The sequence below is a fragment of the Halorussus lipolyticus genome (genome assembly GCF_029338375.1).
GTDB classification, from domain to species: domain Archaea; phylum Halobacteriota; class Halobacteria; order Halobacteriales; family Haladaptataceae; genus Halorussus; species Halorussus lipolyticus.
In genome coordinates, this window is record NZ_CP119804.1 from 2,472,281 (window position 1) to 2,485,434 (window position 13,154).

Genomic DNA, 13,154 nt, shown 5'->3' on the forward strand with positions numbered 1-13,154 from the left:
ACGGCTCAGACCGACAACGAGAAGCTTCTCGGTGACGAGGCGTCACGGGTGCCCACGTCGGAGTCCTCGGTCATCTCCGGATAAGAAACTAAATCATTTCCTAAACAAATTATAACCTGTCTCTAACATGTGTATGGTTGTGTCGTCACGTCGAAATCTCCCCGAAACGTCCTCCTCGACTCACCTGCGAACCCCATTCGAAACCACCCGCGGACGCGCTCCCCCGGACCCGACAGTTTAAACCAGAGGACGCGCCAAAGACGGGGTAATGGCTACTTTCGTCTCCCGTCGGCGGTGGTCGGCGTGACCGTCGAAATCGCCGACATCCCCGACCTGCCCGACGGCGTGCCCGAACACTTCCGCGAGCAGGGCATCGAGGAGCTATACCCGCCCCAAGGCGAGGCCGTCGAGGCCGGGGTCGCCGAGGGCGAATCGGTGGTCGCCAGCGTCCCCACCGCCAGCGGAAAGACTCTCATCGCCCAGTTAGCGATGCTCACGAGCATCGCCCGCGGCGGCAAGGCGCTCTACATCGTCCCGCTCCGTGCGCTGGCCAGCGAAAAAAGGGCCGAGTTCGAGGAGTTCGAGGAGTACGGCGTCAGCGTCGGCGTCTCGACCGGCAACTACGACAGCGACGGCGACTGGTTGGCCCAGAAGGACATCATCGTCGCCACCAGCGAGAAGGTGGACTCGCTCGTCCGCAACGGTGCCCAGTGGGTAGACGACCTGACCTGCGTGGTCGCCGACGAGGTTCACCTCGTGGACTCGAAGAACCGCGGTCCCACGCTGGAAGTCACCCTCGCCAAACTCCGCAAGTTGAACGAGAACCTTCAGACGGTCGCGCTCTCGGCGACGGTCGGCAACGCCGACGAAATCGCCGACTGGCTCGACGCGACCCTCGTGGACTCGACGTGGCGACCCATCGACCTCCAGAAAGGGGTGCTGTACGGCCAAGCCCTCCATCTGGACGACGGGTCGAAAAAACAGATTTCCAGAGGGAACGAGAAACCTACCGCCTCGCTGGTCGAGGACACCCTCGAAGACGATGGCTCGTCGCTCGTCTTCGTCAACTCCCGGCGCAACGCCGAGGCCGCGGCCCGCAGACTCGGCGACGTGACCCGCGGCTATCTGACCCCGGAGGAACAAACTCAACTCCACGAAATCGCCCGAGACATCCGGGACGCCAGCGACACCCAGACCAGCGACGACCTCGCCGATGCCGTCGAGAAGGGGTCAGCCTTCCACCACGCGGGCCTCTCCAGCGAGAGCAGGGAACTCGTCGAGGACGCCTTCCGAAATCGACTCGTCAAGGTCATCTCCGCCACCCCGACGCTCGCGGCGGGGGTCAACACGCCCTCCCGACGAGTCATCGTCCGCGACTGGCGGCGCTACGACGGCGACGTGGGCGGCATGCAACCCCTCGACGTGCTGGAGGTCCACCAGATGTTCGGCCGGGCCGGTCGGCCGGGACTCGACCCCTACGGTGAGGCGGTCCTCCTCGCCAACAACCACGACGAACTGGACGAACTGTTCGACCGCTACGTCTGGGCCGACCCCGAACCGGTCCGGTCGAAACTCGCGGCCGAACCCGCGCTTCGGACCCACCTCCTCGCCACCGTGGCCTCAGGGTTCGCCGACACCGAGGACGAACTGGTCTCGTTCCTCGAACGCACCCTGTACGCGACCCAGACCGACGAGACTGGGAGACTGGAGACCGTGACCCAGAACGTCCTCGAATATCTGGAGCGCAACGAGTTCCTCGAACGCGACGACGGCAACCTGCGCGCCACCGGTCTGGGCCACCGCGTCTCGCAACTCTACATCGACCCGATGAGCGCGGCCGAAATCATCGACGGCCTCCGGGACGCCGACGACAGGCCGACCGCGCTCGGTCTCTACCACCTCGTCGCCCGAACCCCCGACATGTACGAACTCTACCTGCGGTCGGGCGACCGCGAGGAGTACACCGAACTCGCCTACGAGCGCGAAACCGAATTCCTCGGGTCGATGCCCTCGGAGTTCGAGGACAACGCCTTCGAAGACTGGCTCTCGGCGCTCAAGACCGCCCGCCTGCTGGAAGACTGGACCTCCGAACTTGACGAGGACGAAATCGCCGAACAGTACGGCGTCGGACCCGGCGACATCCGCGGCAAGGTCGAAACCGCCGAGTGGTTGCTGAACGCGGCCGAACGCCTCGCCGGCGAACTCGACTTGGAGTGGGGACCGGCCATCCGCGAGGCCAAAAAGCGCGTCGAGTACGGCGTCCGCGAGGAGCTACTGGACCTCGCTGGCGTCCGAAACGTCGGCCGCAAGCGCGCCCGCCGACTCTACGAGGCCGGCATCGAGTCGCGCGCCGACCTCCGAGACGCCGACAAGTCGGTCGTCCTCGGCGCGGTCCGGGGCAGACGGAAGACCGCCGAATCTATCCTCGAAAACGTCGGTCGCAAGGACCCCGACATGACCGCCGTCGAGGCCGACGGCGAAACCGCCGAGAGCGCGACCAGCGACGCCAGCGCGGACGATGGAACCGGCCAGCAGAGCCTCGGTGATTTCGAATGAGGACGGTCGAAGGCCGCGCCGAAATCGAGGACCTCGATAGCTTCCTCGAAACCATCGGCGACCTCGAAACCGAGTTCGACTGCGCGATTCAGGCGTTCGACCCCGACTACGTTCTCGGCGAGGCCCACCTCCGGACAGCGGTCGAACACGCCGACCGGGCCTTCGACCGGGGCGAGAACGTCGCCCGAGAGCGGTCGGTCGAAATCCTGCTCTACGCCGCGGGCCGCAGGCAAATCAACCGCGCGCTCCGGATGGGCGTCGGCGAAGGCGAGTCGGACGTGGTGTTCGTCGTCCACAGCCCCGAAGGCGACGACGAGGCCGAGGAGGCCGCGGCGAAAGCAGTTCGGGACCTCCTCGGGTCCTCGTCTGCCGACTCGCTCGCGGCCGACCGCATCGACCACGATGCAGTCACGGACTTCTTCGACGTGAGCGAGGCCGAACTGTCTGCGACCGACGCGACTCTCGCGGACCTCGTTCGGGAGCGCGTAGCCCTGCTTGACGTGAAGAAGTGACAAAAGCGGAATGACCGACGTTTCGTCGCCCTAGCCGCGACTTTCCCGATGAGTCAGGGAGCAGGACTAGCCTACTGTGACTCCGTGCGGGTCATTCGCCGATACGCGATACCTCTACTAAATTTGCCAGCAAAAGTGCATCAGTTGTGCGGTGGCACAACGATGCCACGCCCTATCCATCGATAGATACCATTCGAATACTAATAATCTTTACTCTCACGAAGTGACGAAGGCCGTCTGTTCGTACCAGCCAGTAGGGTTACGGACTTCACGACACTCCCTCGATATATGACCGAGGACCCAGACCCGGAGCGCGAACAGCGACACGCCCGCGAGAGACAGCGCGAGCGAACCGAGCGCGTACGAGGACATGCTGGGCGAGGCCGGGAAGATGCTCGGCGAACACAAGTACCCAGCGACCAGCGCGACGTCGGCGAGTTAGACGAGAGCGTGACCGACGACGAGTCGAACGTGAACGCGAACTGACCCGCCGTCCGCACCGTCGCAGACACCCGACGATTCGGAACAGCGCCCCGACCCCCGCGCAAAAGTTCCAGTTGAAACGAAGGGGTTAAATGGAAAGACGGCTCCGGGACCGCTGAAGTGATATAAAAGAACCCCATTTTGTCCGACGACGCTGTTCGGCGTTCGAAATCCGATAGTTTAGTAGTTCCGGTATCGGTCCGGACTCGGAGAAACGAGCGCATAACAAAACCGCCGGCGTCGCATCGTGGAATAGATGACGGGCATCGCCATCGTCGTGTTAGACACGCTCCGGCACGACGCCTTCCGAGAGGCGTTCGACTGGTTGGACGGTCGGTGGTTCACCGAAGCGTACTCGACGTCTCACTGGACGATTCCCGCCCACGCCTCCATGCTGACTGGGCGCTACGCCAGCGAGGTCGGCGTCCACGGCCGGTCCCCGACCCTCGACTGCGAGTTGCCGGTCCTGACAGAACGACTCGCCGAGGAGGGTTACCGAACCCGGATGTTCACCGGAAACCCCCAAATCTACCAGTACGACGGGTGGGAGCGCGGATTCGACCAGCGCGTCGGGCAAGCCAGCCTCGGACTCAGCGACGACGCCTTCGACTGGGCGACGTTCGGTTACGACACCGAGCGAGAGGGTGCGAGCCTCTACCTCGACGCGCTCCGGCGAGTGCTGTTCGGCGACTGTGCGACCCTGCCCTCGCTCCGAGAGGGATACCGACTGTTCACCCAGTCGCGGGCCTACGGCGGCGGCGAGGGCCTCCGCAAGCGCGTTCGCCGAACCGACTTCGGCGACGACGAGTTTCTGCTGGCCAACCTGATGACCGCTCACACGCCCTACTACCCACCTGACGGTGGCGACCCCGTGACCGTCCTCGCGGCCGACGGACTGACCGACTCGGTGACGAACCCCGGTAGAATCCGGCGGGCCTACCGGGCCGGCGTCGAATACCTCTCGGACCTCTACCGGGACATCTACGCCGACCTCCGGGCCGACTTCGACTACGTGATTACCCTCTCGGACCACGGCGAACTCCTCGGCGAGCGCGGCATGTGGAATCACTCGCTGGGCCTCGACCCGGAGCTAATTCGGGTTCCGCTGGTCATCGGCGGCGACGACGTGGAATCGGGCACCTGCGAGGAGGTCGTAAGCCTCCTCGACGTTCACCAGACGATTGCGGACCTTGCTGGCGTCGAAGTCGAATCCCGAGGACAGAACCTGCTCGATTCGCCCGAAGCGGTCCCGCGACTGTTCGAGTACCACGGACTGGTCCCCTTCCACGACCAGCAGTTCGAGCGCCGAGGAGTCCCGGCCTCCGAGCGCGACCAGTGGACGAATCCACGTGACGGATTCGTCGCGCCCGATGGATTCTATGGCTACCAGACGCCCGACGGTTTCCGCTCTGTCGGGGAGTTCACCGGCGGAGACCCCGAACGAAAACTGTCGGAGTTGGTCGAGTCCATCGACCGCCGAGAGATAGTGGCCGAGGACGTGTCGGTCTCCGACGACGTGCAGGACCGACTCGAAGACCTCGGGTACGCCTGACCGAAAGTACCAGCCAGTCGGTCGTTCGATGAATCCGTTCTGATGAGAACGAAACGGTTACAACAGTAATGGGGGCTTTAGTCCGGTGGCTGTCTCGGACCGAACGTGGTGGTTTACCAGTTGGAATGCGTTGCGTGCGGAGAGTTACGTATCGGTAGGAAGACCGAGGAGGGCGAGATGCGACCGGTTCGGGACGAGTGCCCCGAATGCGGGTCCAGCGACTACGACGTTCCGGCGTGCGACTCCGAGGACTGACTACCGCGCGACGACACACTCACCACGCATTTCTTTTATATACTGGCTCGAAGTAGCCGATAAGACCAATCGTTGCCCGGTAGAAAGCCGGATTTGCCGAGGTAAGACGACGTGAAAATCGGGAGTAGTCCCAGAAGGATTCGAACCTTCGTCGAAGCCCCCAGAAGGCTTCAGGATTGGCCACTACCCCATGGGACTCTGCACTTTCGGATACTCGCCGGGGGAATGTAAGCGTTGCGCGTTGGCTCGGTAGTGCTAACTGTTCGCACTCTCCCGATTCAAGGTCGCAGTTCCGTCGGTGCGGTTCTACGCCCGTGCATAAACCAACACCTACTTGCCCGAGAAGTGCGCACGTTCTTGTATGTACGTCGGACGTTTCGTCGTCGTCGGACCGGAAATCGCGGCGTATCGCGTCTCGTCGCGGTCGTTCCCGAATCGACACATCATCGAGCGCGACGGCGCGCTGACCGTCGCACCGACCGAGGAGGCCCCCGAAACGGACAACCCCTACATCTCCTACAACTGCGTGCGAACGGTCGGAGACGGTGACGCCGCAGTCGTGGGTAACGGGTCGCACGTGGACCCCATCACCGAGAAACTGCAACTCGGCTACCCCGCCCGCGACGCCCTCGCGGAGAGTCTGCTGGCGCTCGACTACGAGAAGGACGACTACGACACGCCCCGAATCGCGGGGGTCCTCGGGCGAGATGGTTCCTACGTCGGCACCGTGCGCAAAGACGCCCTGCTGGTCCGTGAGGTCACGAAGCCGACCCTCGTGGCGACCTACGAGAAGAACAGTCCCGAGGCCTTCGACTTCACAGCCGAAACCGCCGAAGCGGCGGCAAGCGAGGCCTACGACCTCGACTTCGAACACGCGGTCTGCTCTGCGGGCGTCGCCCGCACCGGCGCTGGCTTCGAGTTCGCTATCGAGAATCGACGCGACGACTGAGCGGTCGCCCCGACCGAATCCCTCGACCTACGTGCTGGAATTAAGTTGTCGGGGTTCCAAGGTTCGGGCATGCGAATCGGCGTCCTCTCCGACATCCACTCGAATAGGGTCGCGTTCGAGGCGGTCCTCGACGACATGCCAGACGTAGACGCGCTGATTTGCGCGGGCGACGTGGTTGGCTACAACCCGTGGCCCGCCGAATGCGTCGAGATAGTCCGCGAGCGCGAGATTCCGACCGTCATGGGCAACCACGACCGGGCGGTGGCCGAGGACACGGCCTTCCGGTTCAACGCGATGGCCAAGGCCGGCGTCGAACATTCTACCGACCGGCTTTCCGACGACCAGCGCGACTGGTTGGCCGACCTGCCCGACGCCCGCCGGGAGTTCGACGGTCGGGTCAAAATCGTCCACGGCCACCCCGACGACCCGGACCACTACACGATGCCCAGCGAGTTCTCGCCCGCGCTTCTGGGCGACGAGGAGGTCCTCGTCATGGGCCACACCCACGTCCAGCACCACGAGGTCTACGCCGAGGGCGTCGTCATGAACCCCGGAAGCGTCGGCCAACCCAGAGACGACGACCCCCGCGCGGCCTACGCGGTCCTCGACTTGGACGACCTGTCGGTCGAGGAGCGCCGGGTCGAGTACGACATCGACGCGGTGCAGGAGGCCGTGAGCGACGCCGGACTGCCGAGTCGCATCGGGAGTCGTCTCTCTCAGGGACGATAGACAACTAATCATTTCTTTGGAACAGCTAAATAACCTCAAAACACATCTCCTAATTGCTTCGTATCGTCGCGGTCAGCTACGCGGACGGAGACATCGCCGCTCGACTCGTCGCCGAAAAAAGGCGGATTCTCGGGGGAGACCCGTATCTACGCGATTTCGTCGTACTGCTCGGAGAGCTTGTCCGCGGCCTCGCCGAGCTGTTCGCGCTCGAACTCGGTCAGGTCCCACTCGACGACCTCTTGGACGCCGCCCTCGCCGAGTTTGACGGGGACGCCGAGCGCCACGTCGTCGTGGCCGTACTCGCCTTCGAGTTTGATGGAACCGGGCAGAACCTCGCCGGTGTCCCGGACGACTGCCTCGACCATGTGGCCGACGCCGGTTGCCGGACCCCACTCGGTCGCGCCCTTCTTCTCGATGACGTTCATCGCGCTGGTCTGGAGTTCTTCGAGAATCTCGTCTTTCTCGTCGTCGCTGAACTCGGGGTCCTTGCCGTTCGCGCGGACCTTCGAGAAGACGGGAACTTGGGCGTCGCCGTGTTCGCCCAGAATCGTGGCCTCGACGTTCTGGACCGGTTCGTCGAAGCGCTGGCTCAGGACGTAGCGGAACCGCGCGGAGTCGAGGCGGCCGCCGAAGCCGATGACCTTCTCCCGAGCGCGGTCGCCCGTCTCGTAGAGGTGGCGGTTGAGCAGGTCAACCGGGTTCGAGGTCGTGATGGTCACGAAGTCCTCGTTGTACTCGGCAATCGAGGAGCCGATGTCCTCCATGATGGGGGCGTTGTCGCCCGCGAGGTCGATTCGGGTCTGACCGGGCTGGCGCGGAATCCCGGCCGTGATGACGACCACGTCCGAACCCTCGGTCTCCTCGTAGCCGCCCTGTCGGACCGTGGTGTTCGAGTCGTAGGCCGCGCCGTGGTTCACGTCGGCGGCCTGCCCGATGGTGTCCTCTTCTTTGTCCGGGATGTCTACCAGTACCAGTTCGTCCGCGATGTCCCGAAGCGCGATGTTGTACGCCGCCGCGGCCCCGACGGTGCCTGCCGCGCCGACCACGCTGATTTTCGTCATGACACCTACAACGCCGCCCGCTACTCGGTTAAGCGCTTCGGAACCGCCGAAAAAGGACACCACGAGTCGTCGGACGACGTTTCCGCGTTCGACTATCGACGTATCCTCCCGTCGGTCGCGGGCGGACCAACCGACCGACGCCGACGAGGACGGCGAGCGCCAGTGAGCGAGACAGGAGTTTTTTCGGCCGTGAACCCCTTTCGTCGGGTATGAGTAGTGACGATTCGGGATTCGACAAGGAGGCCGAGCGCGAAAAGCTCCGGGAGAAGTACGGCGACGAGGACGAGGACCGCGAGAACACGCGCCGGATGAGCGAACTCCTGCTTCAGGGCGCGACCATGACGGGCAAGCACTGCGACAACTGCGGCGACCCAATCTTCCGCCACGACGGACAGGAGTTCTGCCCGACCTGCCAGCACGAGGCCCGCGAGCAGACGCAGGTTCGGAACGCCGAATCGCAAGGCCAGTCTCCCGACGAGACCGACCCGGTTCAGCGCGCCGACTCTGCCGAGGAGTCCGCAGGTGATGCCGACCAGTCCGACGACGAACCCCGCGTCGAAATCAACGACGTTCGTGTCGCCGACCAGCACGGAGACCACTCGAACGTCCGCCGACCGTCCTCGCAGGCCGACGACCGGCGAGCGTCCGACGACGGTCGCGGCGCGCAAAATCACGCTGACCGCCAGCGCGGCCCTCACGGCCACCGGCGGTCTGACCACACTCGCTCCGACCACACTCGTTCCGGCCCCAATCAGTCCGCCGACCAGCAGAATCGCGCTCGCGCTCACCGCGTCGGCGACCAGCGCCGCGGTGACGGGCGGAGTCGCACCGGTGCGGGACGCCCCACTGCCGACGCTGTGAGCGCCGACGACCTCGGACCCGCCCGCGAGGCTCTCGTCCGGAAACTGACCGACCTCGCCCGCCAAGCCGAGGAGACCGACGACGTGGCGCGTTCGCGCGAACTCCTCTCGGCGACTCGGGAGGCCGCCGAGGCGCTGGCCGCGCTCGACCGGGCGAACCGTTAACTCACTGTCGGCCGTTGGTCTGCTATGGACGTTCTGGTCCCGATAGATGGCTCCGAATGTAGCTTCCGCGCGCTCGACTTCGGCATCGAGTTCGCCCGTCGATTCGAGGCGTCGCTACACGTCGTTCACGTCTCCGACAGCGAGACCGACGCGACCGCCGAGATTCTGGAGCGCGCTCGGAAGCGACTCCGCGAGGAGGGTGTTGCCGACGAACCCGAGGTCTCGACCGACGTGGACCTCTCCTTCCGGCCCGCGAATCAGGTCGGCAAGGACATTCTCGAACTCGTCGCCGAACGCGGCTACGACCACGTGGTCATGGGCCACCACGGAGCGGGCGCTGTCGAGAGGATGATGCTCGGTAGCGCGGCGCACACGGTCGTCGAAGAAGAGTCGGTGCCGGTGACTATAGTTCCGTAGTCTCGGCGCTCGTGGACTCGGCTCGGGGCGGCAGAACGGCGGGACCGGCGGCGGACTCGGCGCGCATCCGGGCGAACAGGAGTTCGAGGTCCGGAAGCTCTCGCTCGTCGTCGCGGGTCTCGTGCTGGGGCTTGCCGTACAGCGTCTGCTCGTCGTACTCCGATCCGGTTTCGTGGCACGGCTCCCCGTACAGCGTCCGCTCGTCGCTGGCTTCGCGGGTGTCGTTGCTCGACTCACCGTAGAGTGAATCGACGCGCGCCCTGCCGTCGTCGCTGGAAGGCTGTTGGAAGCTCATTTACTCGGTATCGAATCAAGACGCTTTAGGGGCTTAAGTCGCCCCGGCCGTTTCGTTCAGTTTGGGACGAAAACGCCGTATTAATCCGGTCCTACGGCGGCATAATAGACTGTTTCGCACGCGGGAGAGTCGAAACCCTCGGGCGATAACCACCGATTTTGATAACGGTTCACAATCGTTCGCAACCGAGTGGTACCACTACCGGTCGTACTCGCTCCCGATAACGTCCCGGATGCGCTCGGCGGTGACTTCACCGACGCCTTGAACTTCCAGCAAATCGTCCTCGCGGGCGGTCATCACGGCCTCGACGGTCCGGAACTTCTCCAGCAGGGAGCGTGCCGTCACGGGACCGATGTCGGCGATGGACGAGACGACGTACTCCTGTTGCTCGGCCAGCGTCTTGCTCGCCTTCTCGCCGTGGACCGACACCTCCCGGTCGTCGGCCTCCTGCTCGCGGGTGGCGATGACCTCCAGCAGGTCGGTGGTGTCGTCTTCGTCCTCGGTCCGGAGGACGCTCGCGCCGAAGTCCACCGCGAGCGACGAGAGCGCGCCCCGGATGGCGTTGGGGTGGACGTTGCGCTCCTCGTAGAGGCCGCCGCCCTCCAAAATTACGACCGGTCGGGCGTAGTGGCGGGTCGCGTCGCCGACCTGCTCGAACATCGACCGGTCGCCGCCGGTCAGGGTGTCCAGAAAGTCGCCGACCGACTTGCGCTCGACCACCACGCGGTCGCTCAGCACGTAGTCGCCGACCGAGAGGGTTTCGAGGCGAGTCTCGATGCCTTCGCGGGTCGAGAGGTCCCGCGCGATGGTCGAGTCGAGTTCGCGCTGGTCGGCCACGATTTCGACCGTCTCGTCGTCGGGTTCGGCAGTGGCGACGACGCCCTCGTCGCTATCTTTTTCGTCTTCTCCGCCGTTCTCGCTACGCCCGTCTTCGGCGTCGAACTCCTGTAGACCGGGGTCCACGTCGCGCCCGCTGTCTGTCTCGCTGTCGGGACTGGTGGTATCGAAGTCGCCGAGTTGTCTCTGGGAGTCGTCCAGTTCTTCTTCAACCTCGTCGGCGACTCCCTTGAGTTTCCGCATCTCCGACTCCATCTCGTCCTCTCTGCGCTTGGAAATCCAGAAGTAGGCCTCGTCGCGGGTGTCTTCGGCGAGGAGGACGGCGACCCGACCCTTGGCCTGTCGCCCGGTCCGGCCCTTGCGCTGGATGGACCGAATCGCGGTCGGAACCGGTTCGTAGAACAGCACGAGGTCCACCTCGGGCACGTCCAGACCCTCCTCGGCGACAGAGGTCGAGACCAGCACCTCGAACTCGTTGGCTTTGAAGCGATTCAGGACCTCCTGCTGTTGGTTCTGGGTCATCCCGTCGCTCCCCTCCTTGTCGCCCTGTCCGACGAACCGCTGGGTGTCGAAGTGTTCGCCGAGGAACTCGGTCAGGGCCTCGGCGGTGTCGCGCGACTCGGTGAAGACGATGACGCGCTCGCCGTTCTCGATGCCCAGCGTCTCGGCGATTCGCATCCGGGCACGGGAGTATTTCGGGTGGAGGTCGTCGTACTCTTCGGCCCTGCGCATCGCCTCCTTGACTTTGGGTTCGGAGACGAACCGCTGGCTTGCCTTCGACGCGCCCGACGATTTGGCGGCGTTGCGCTGGCGCTCGAAGTACCGCCGGAGGGCCTCGACGCTCTGGGTCTCGACGTAGGTGACTGCGGTCCTGAGCTTTCGGATTTCGGCGAGGGCGGACATCCCCTTGAACCCCTCCGACTGGTCGTTGTCGATGAGTTGCTGGAGTTCCGCCCGCATCTTCTTCAAGTCGGTCTCCGAGAGGTTCGCGCTCGATTTGTTGGTGATACCGAGTTCCTTCAACTTCTCCAGTCGGTCCTCTACGACCTCGTTCAGCGCGTCCCGGATTTCGAGTACGTCGTCGGGAAGTTCGACGCGCTCCCACTCCACGTCGGTCTCGTGGGTGTACTCGGCCACGTCGGAGTCCTCCTCGGTCATCACCTCCACGTTGTCGATGCCGAGGTTCTCACAGACTTCGAGGATTTCCTCCTCGTCGCCGCCGGGCGAGGCGCTCATCCCCGTCACGAGGGGATTCTGGGCGTCTTGATGGTACCGCTCGGCGATGTAGTTGTAGGCGTAGTCGCCGGTCGCGCGGTGACACTCGTCGAAGGTGACGTGGGTGACCTCGCGGAGGTCGATTCTGCTTCCCACGAGGTCGTTCTCCACGACTTGCGGGGTGGCGATGACCACCGAGGCGTCCTGCCAGAGTTCGGTTCGGTCGTCGGGCGACACTTCGCCCGTGAACACCACGATGTCCTCGTCAGGAATCTGGAGGGCCTCGCGGTAGAAGTCGGCGTGTTGCTGGACGAGCGGTTTCGTCGGCGCGAGGAGCAGGCTCTTTCCCCCCACGTCGGCCAGTCGCTCGGCGGTCACCAGCAGACTCACGGTGGTCTTGCCCAGTCCGGTCGGCAGACAGACCAGCGTGTGGTCGTCCTTGGCCGACCCCGCGAGTTGCAACTGGTACATCCGCCGCTCGATGAACTCCCCGGCGAGAAGTTCGTGGTCCACGTACTGCTGGTCCCCGGTGGTCGCCATTCACACCGGGGTTGGTCGGCAAGTGATTAAAGCGTTCGCCTATCGGGGTGAAAGTGAAACTCGCCGCCGAGTCACCGCAGGTGAATGAAAATATTGCTCAAAGAATTAAAAACACGTCCAAAGAATCCTTTTCGGTGGTTCTCACACCGTCACGGTCGGCAGGAACCGCAGTGCGACGTACATCACGACCGCCGAGACGACCGGAATCGTGATGTTGTCGTCTATCACGTAGCCCGCGATGATGGGCTTCATGCCGTCGGCAAGCGTGGCGGACAGCGCCCCGAGGACCGCGGCGACCAGCGGAAGCCCCGACAGACTGGTGATGAGCAGACACACCCCGAAGGTCAGCAGGAGCGTGTGTGTCGCTTTCACGCCCAACTCGCCGGACCCGGCCAACCCGCTGATTGGGTCGGCGATGGTGAGCATCAGCATCGCGGGAATCGAGATGCGGGGCGAGAACGCCAGCACCGCCACCGTCATCCCGAAGATGTAGAGCGCGTAGCCAGCGAGGTTCTCCTGTTCGTACTCGCGGGTCAACTCGTCGAAGATGCGCCAGTCGAGGCCGACGAACAGTCGGATTACTTCTAACACGACTGCGCCGACCGAACTCGCCACGAGCAAGAGTCGTAACTGGTCGTAGTTGGCGAGGCCCAACAGGTAGAGCGCCGGATAGCCCGTCCCCGAGACGTGGACGAGTCGGCGCTTGACCTCGCTGTGGAGTGACACGG

General features: G+C 64.3%; 13 protein-coding genes and 1 tRNA gene. 9 read left to right on the forward strand and 5 right to left on the reverse strand.

The annotated features are described in order from the left end of the window. Positions 1–303: 303 nt before the first annotated feature. The 5 genes from P2T57_RS12480 to P2T57_RS12500 all read left to right on the forward strand — a co-directional run bounded on the left by P2T57_RS12480 (position 304) and on the right by P2T57_RS12500 (position 5,358). The gene (locus P2T57_RS12480) at positions 304–2,556 is read left to right on the forward strand and encodes an ATP-dependent DNA helicase (protein ID WP_276299540.1); all 2,253 of its coding nucleotides are present in this window, start codon (positions 304–306) and stop codon (positions 2,554–2,556) included. Continuing rightward, positions 2,553–3,068 (forward strand): KEOPS complex subunit Cgi121, encoded by a 516-nt coding sequence (gene cgi121 / locus P2T57_RS12485; RefSeq protein ID WP_276299541.1) that lies wholly within the window; start codon positions 2,553–2,555, stop codon positions 3,066–3,068. Before P2T57_RS12480 ends, cgi121 begins: the two co-directional genes overlap by 4 nt. 288 nt (positions 3,069–3,356) lie before the next feature. Next, the gene (locus P2T57_RS12490; protein WP_276299542.1) at positions 3,357–3,554 is read left to right on the forward strand and encodes a hypothetical protein; all 198 of its coding nucleotides are present in this window, start codon (positions 3,357–3,359) and stop codon (positions 3,552–3,554) included. A gap of 253 nt (positions 3,555–3,807) precedes the next feature. Continuing rightward, positions 3,808–5,103 carry a sulfatase-like hydrolase/transferase gene (locus tag P2T57_RS12495; protein WP_276299543.1) on the forward strand — a complete coding sequence of 432 codons (1,296 nt, stop codon included), beginning with the start codon at positions 3,808–3,810 and terminating at the stop codon, positions 5,101–5,103. A 105-nt stretch (positions 5,104–5,208) separates the two neighbouring features. Continuing rightward, a complete protein-coding gene (locus P2T57_RS12500) occupies positions 5,209–5,358 on the forward strand; it encodes a hypothetical protein (RefSeq protein WP_276299544.1) in 150 nt (49 codons plus the stop codon). Positions 5,359–5,483: 125 nt separating this feature from the next. Here P2T57_RS12500 and P2T57_RS12505 read toward each other — a convergent pair. Beyond that, a tRNA-Gln gene (locus P2T57_RS12505) sits at positions 5,484–5,556 on the reverse strand. Positions 5,557–5,719: 163 nt separating this feature from the next. On the opposite strand from P2T57_RS12505, the gene P2T57_RS12510 reads away from it, so the two are divergent. Both P2T57_RS12510 and P2T57_RS12515 read left to right on the forward strand, forming a co-directional pair. Beyond that, positions 5,720–6,307 (forward strand): IMP cyclohydrolase, encoded by a 588-nt coding sequence (locus tag P2T57_RS12510; RefSeq protein WP_276299545.1) that lies wholly within the window; start codon positions 5,720–5,722, stop codon positions 6,305–6,307. A 69-nt stretch (positions 6,308–6,376) separates the two neighbouring features. Then, the gene (locus P2T57_RS12515; RefSeq protein WP_276299546.1) at positions 6,377–7,036 is read left to right on the forward strand and encodes a metallophosphoesterase family protein; all 660 of its coding nucleotides are present in this window, start codon (positions 6,377–6,379) and stop codon (positions 7,034–7,036) included. A gap of 146 nt (positions 7,037–7,182) precedes the next feature. Here the strand turns inward: P2T57_RS12515 and mdh are convergent, their stop codons facing one another. Next, entirely contained in the window at positions 7,183–8,097 is a 915-nt protein-coding gene (gene mdh / locus P2T57_RS12520) for a malate dehydrogenase (protein WP_276299547.1), read from the reverse strand. Positions 8,098–8,306: 209 nt separating this feature from the next. Between mdh and P2T57_RS12525 the strand changes: the two genes are divergently transcribed. Both P2T57_RS12525 and P2T57_RS12530 read left to right on the forward strand, forming a co-directional pair. Then, a complete protein-coding gene (locus tag P2T57_RS12525) occupies positions 8,307–9,122 on the forward strand; it encodes an Sjogren's syndrome/scleroderma autoantigen 1 family protein (RefSeq protein ID WP_276299548.1) in 816 nt (271 codons plus the stop codon). Positions 9,123–9,146: 24 nt separating this feature from the next. Next, positions 9,147–9,539, forward strand: a complete 393-nt coding sequence (locus P2T57_RS12530; protein WP_276299549.1) for a universal stress protein — start codon at positions 9,147–9,149, stop codon at positions 9,537–9,539. Here the strand turns inward: P2T57_RS12530 and P2T57_RS12535 are convergent. The 3 genes from P2T57_RS12535 to P2T57_RS12545 form a co-directional block, all read right to left on the reverse strand. Continuing rightward, on the reverse strand, positions 9,526–9,834 hold the full coding sequence (locus P2T57_RS12535; protein ID WP_276299550.1) for a hypothetical protein: 309 nt from the start codon (positions 9,832–9,834) through the stop codon (positions 9,526–9,528). The two genes, P2T57_RS12530 and P2T57_RS12535, sit on opposite strands and share 14 nt — an antisense overlap. Positions 9,835–10,032: 198 nt before the next feature. Further along, positions 10,033–12,426 (reverse strand): DEAD/DEAH box helicase, encoded by a 2,394-nt coding sequence (locus tag P2T57_RS12540; protein ID WP_276299551.1) that lies wholly within the window; start codon positions 12,424–12,426, stop codon positions 10,033–10,035. 141 nt (positions 12,427–12,567) lie between these two features. Next, positions 12,568–13,152 carry a dolichol kinase gene (locus tag P2T57_RS12545; RefSeq protein WP_276299552.1) on the reverse strand — a complete coding sequence of 195 codons (585 nt, stop codon included), beginning with the start codon at positions 13,150–13,152 and terminating at the stop codon, positions 12,568–12,570. Between the last annotated feature and the right edge of the window lie 2 nt (positions 13,153–13,154).

Bases quoted from the DNA above. Each gene is read 5' to 3' on its own strand.
- cgi121 (WP_276299541.1), top strand. From the start codon at position 2,553: ATGAGGACGGTCGAAGGCCGCGCCGAAATCGAGGACCTCGATAGCTTC.
- P2T57_RS12490 (WP_276299542.1), top strand. From the start codon at position 3,357: ATGACCGAGGACCCAGACCCGGAGCGCGAACAGCGACACGCCCGCGAG.
- P2T57_RS12495 (WP_276299543.1), top strand. From the start codon at position 3,808: ATGACGGGCATCGCCATCGTCGTGTTAGACACGCTCCGGCACGACGCC.
- P2T57_RS12510 (WP_276299545.1), top strand. From the start codon at position 5,720: ATGTACGTCGGACGTTTCGTCGTCGTCGGACCGGAAATCGCGGCGTAT.
- P2T57_RS12515 (WP_276299546.1), top strand. From the start codon at position 6,377: ATGCGAATCGGCGTCCTCTCCGACATCCACTCGAATAGGGTCGCGTTC.
- mdh (WP_276299547.1), bottom strand. From the start codon at position 8,097: ATGACGAAAATCAGCGTGGTCGGCGCGGCAGGCACCGTCGGGGCCGCG.
- P2T57_RS12525 (WP_276299548.1), top strand. From the start codon at position 8,307: ATGAGTAGTGACGATTCGGGATTCGACAAGGAGGCCGAGCGCGAAAAG.
- P2T57_RS12530 (WP_276299549.1), top strand. From the start codon at position 9,147: ATGGACGTTCTGGTCCCGATAGATGGCTCCGAATGTAGCTTCCGCGCG.
- P2T57_RS12535 (WP_276299550.1), bottom strand. From the start codon at position 9,834: ATGAGCTTCCAACAGCCTTCCAGCGACGACGGCAGGGCGCGCGTCGAT.
- P2T57_RS12540 (WP_276299551.1), bottom strand. From the start codon at position 12,426: ATGGCGACCACCGGGGACCAGCAGTACGTGGACCACGAACTTCTCGCC.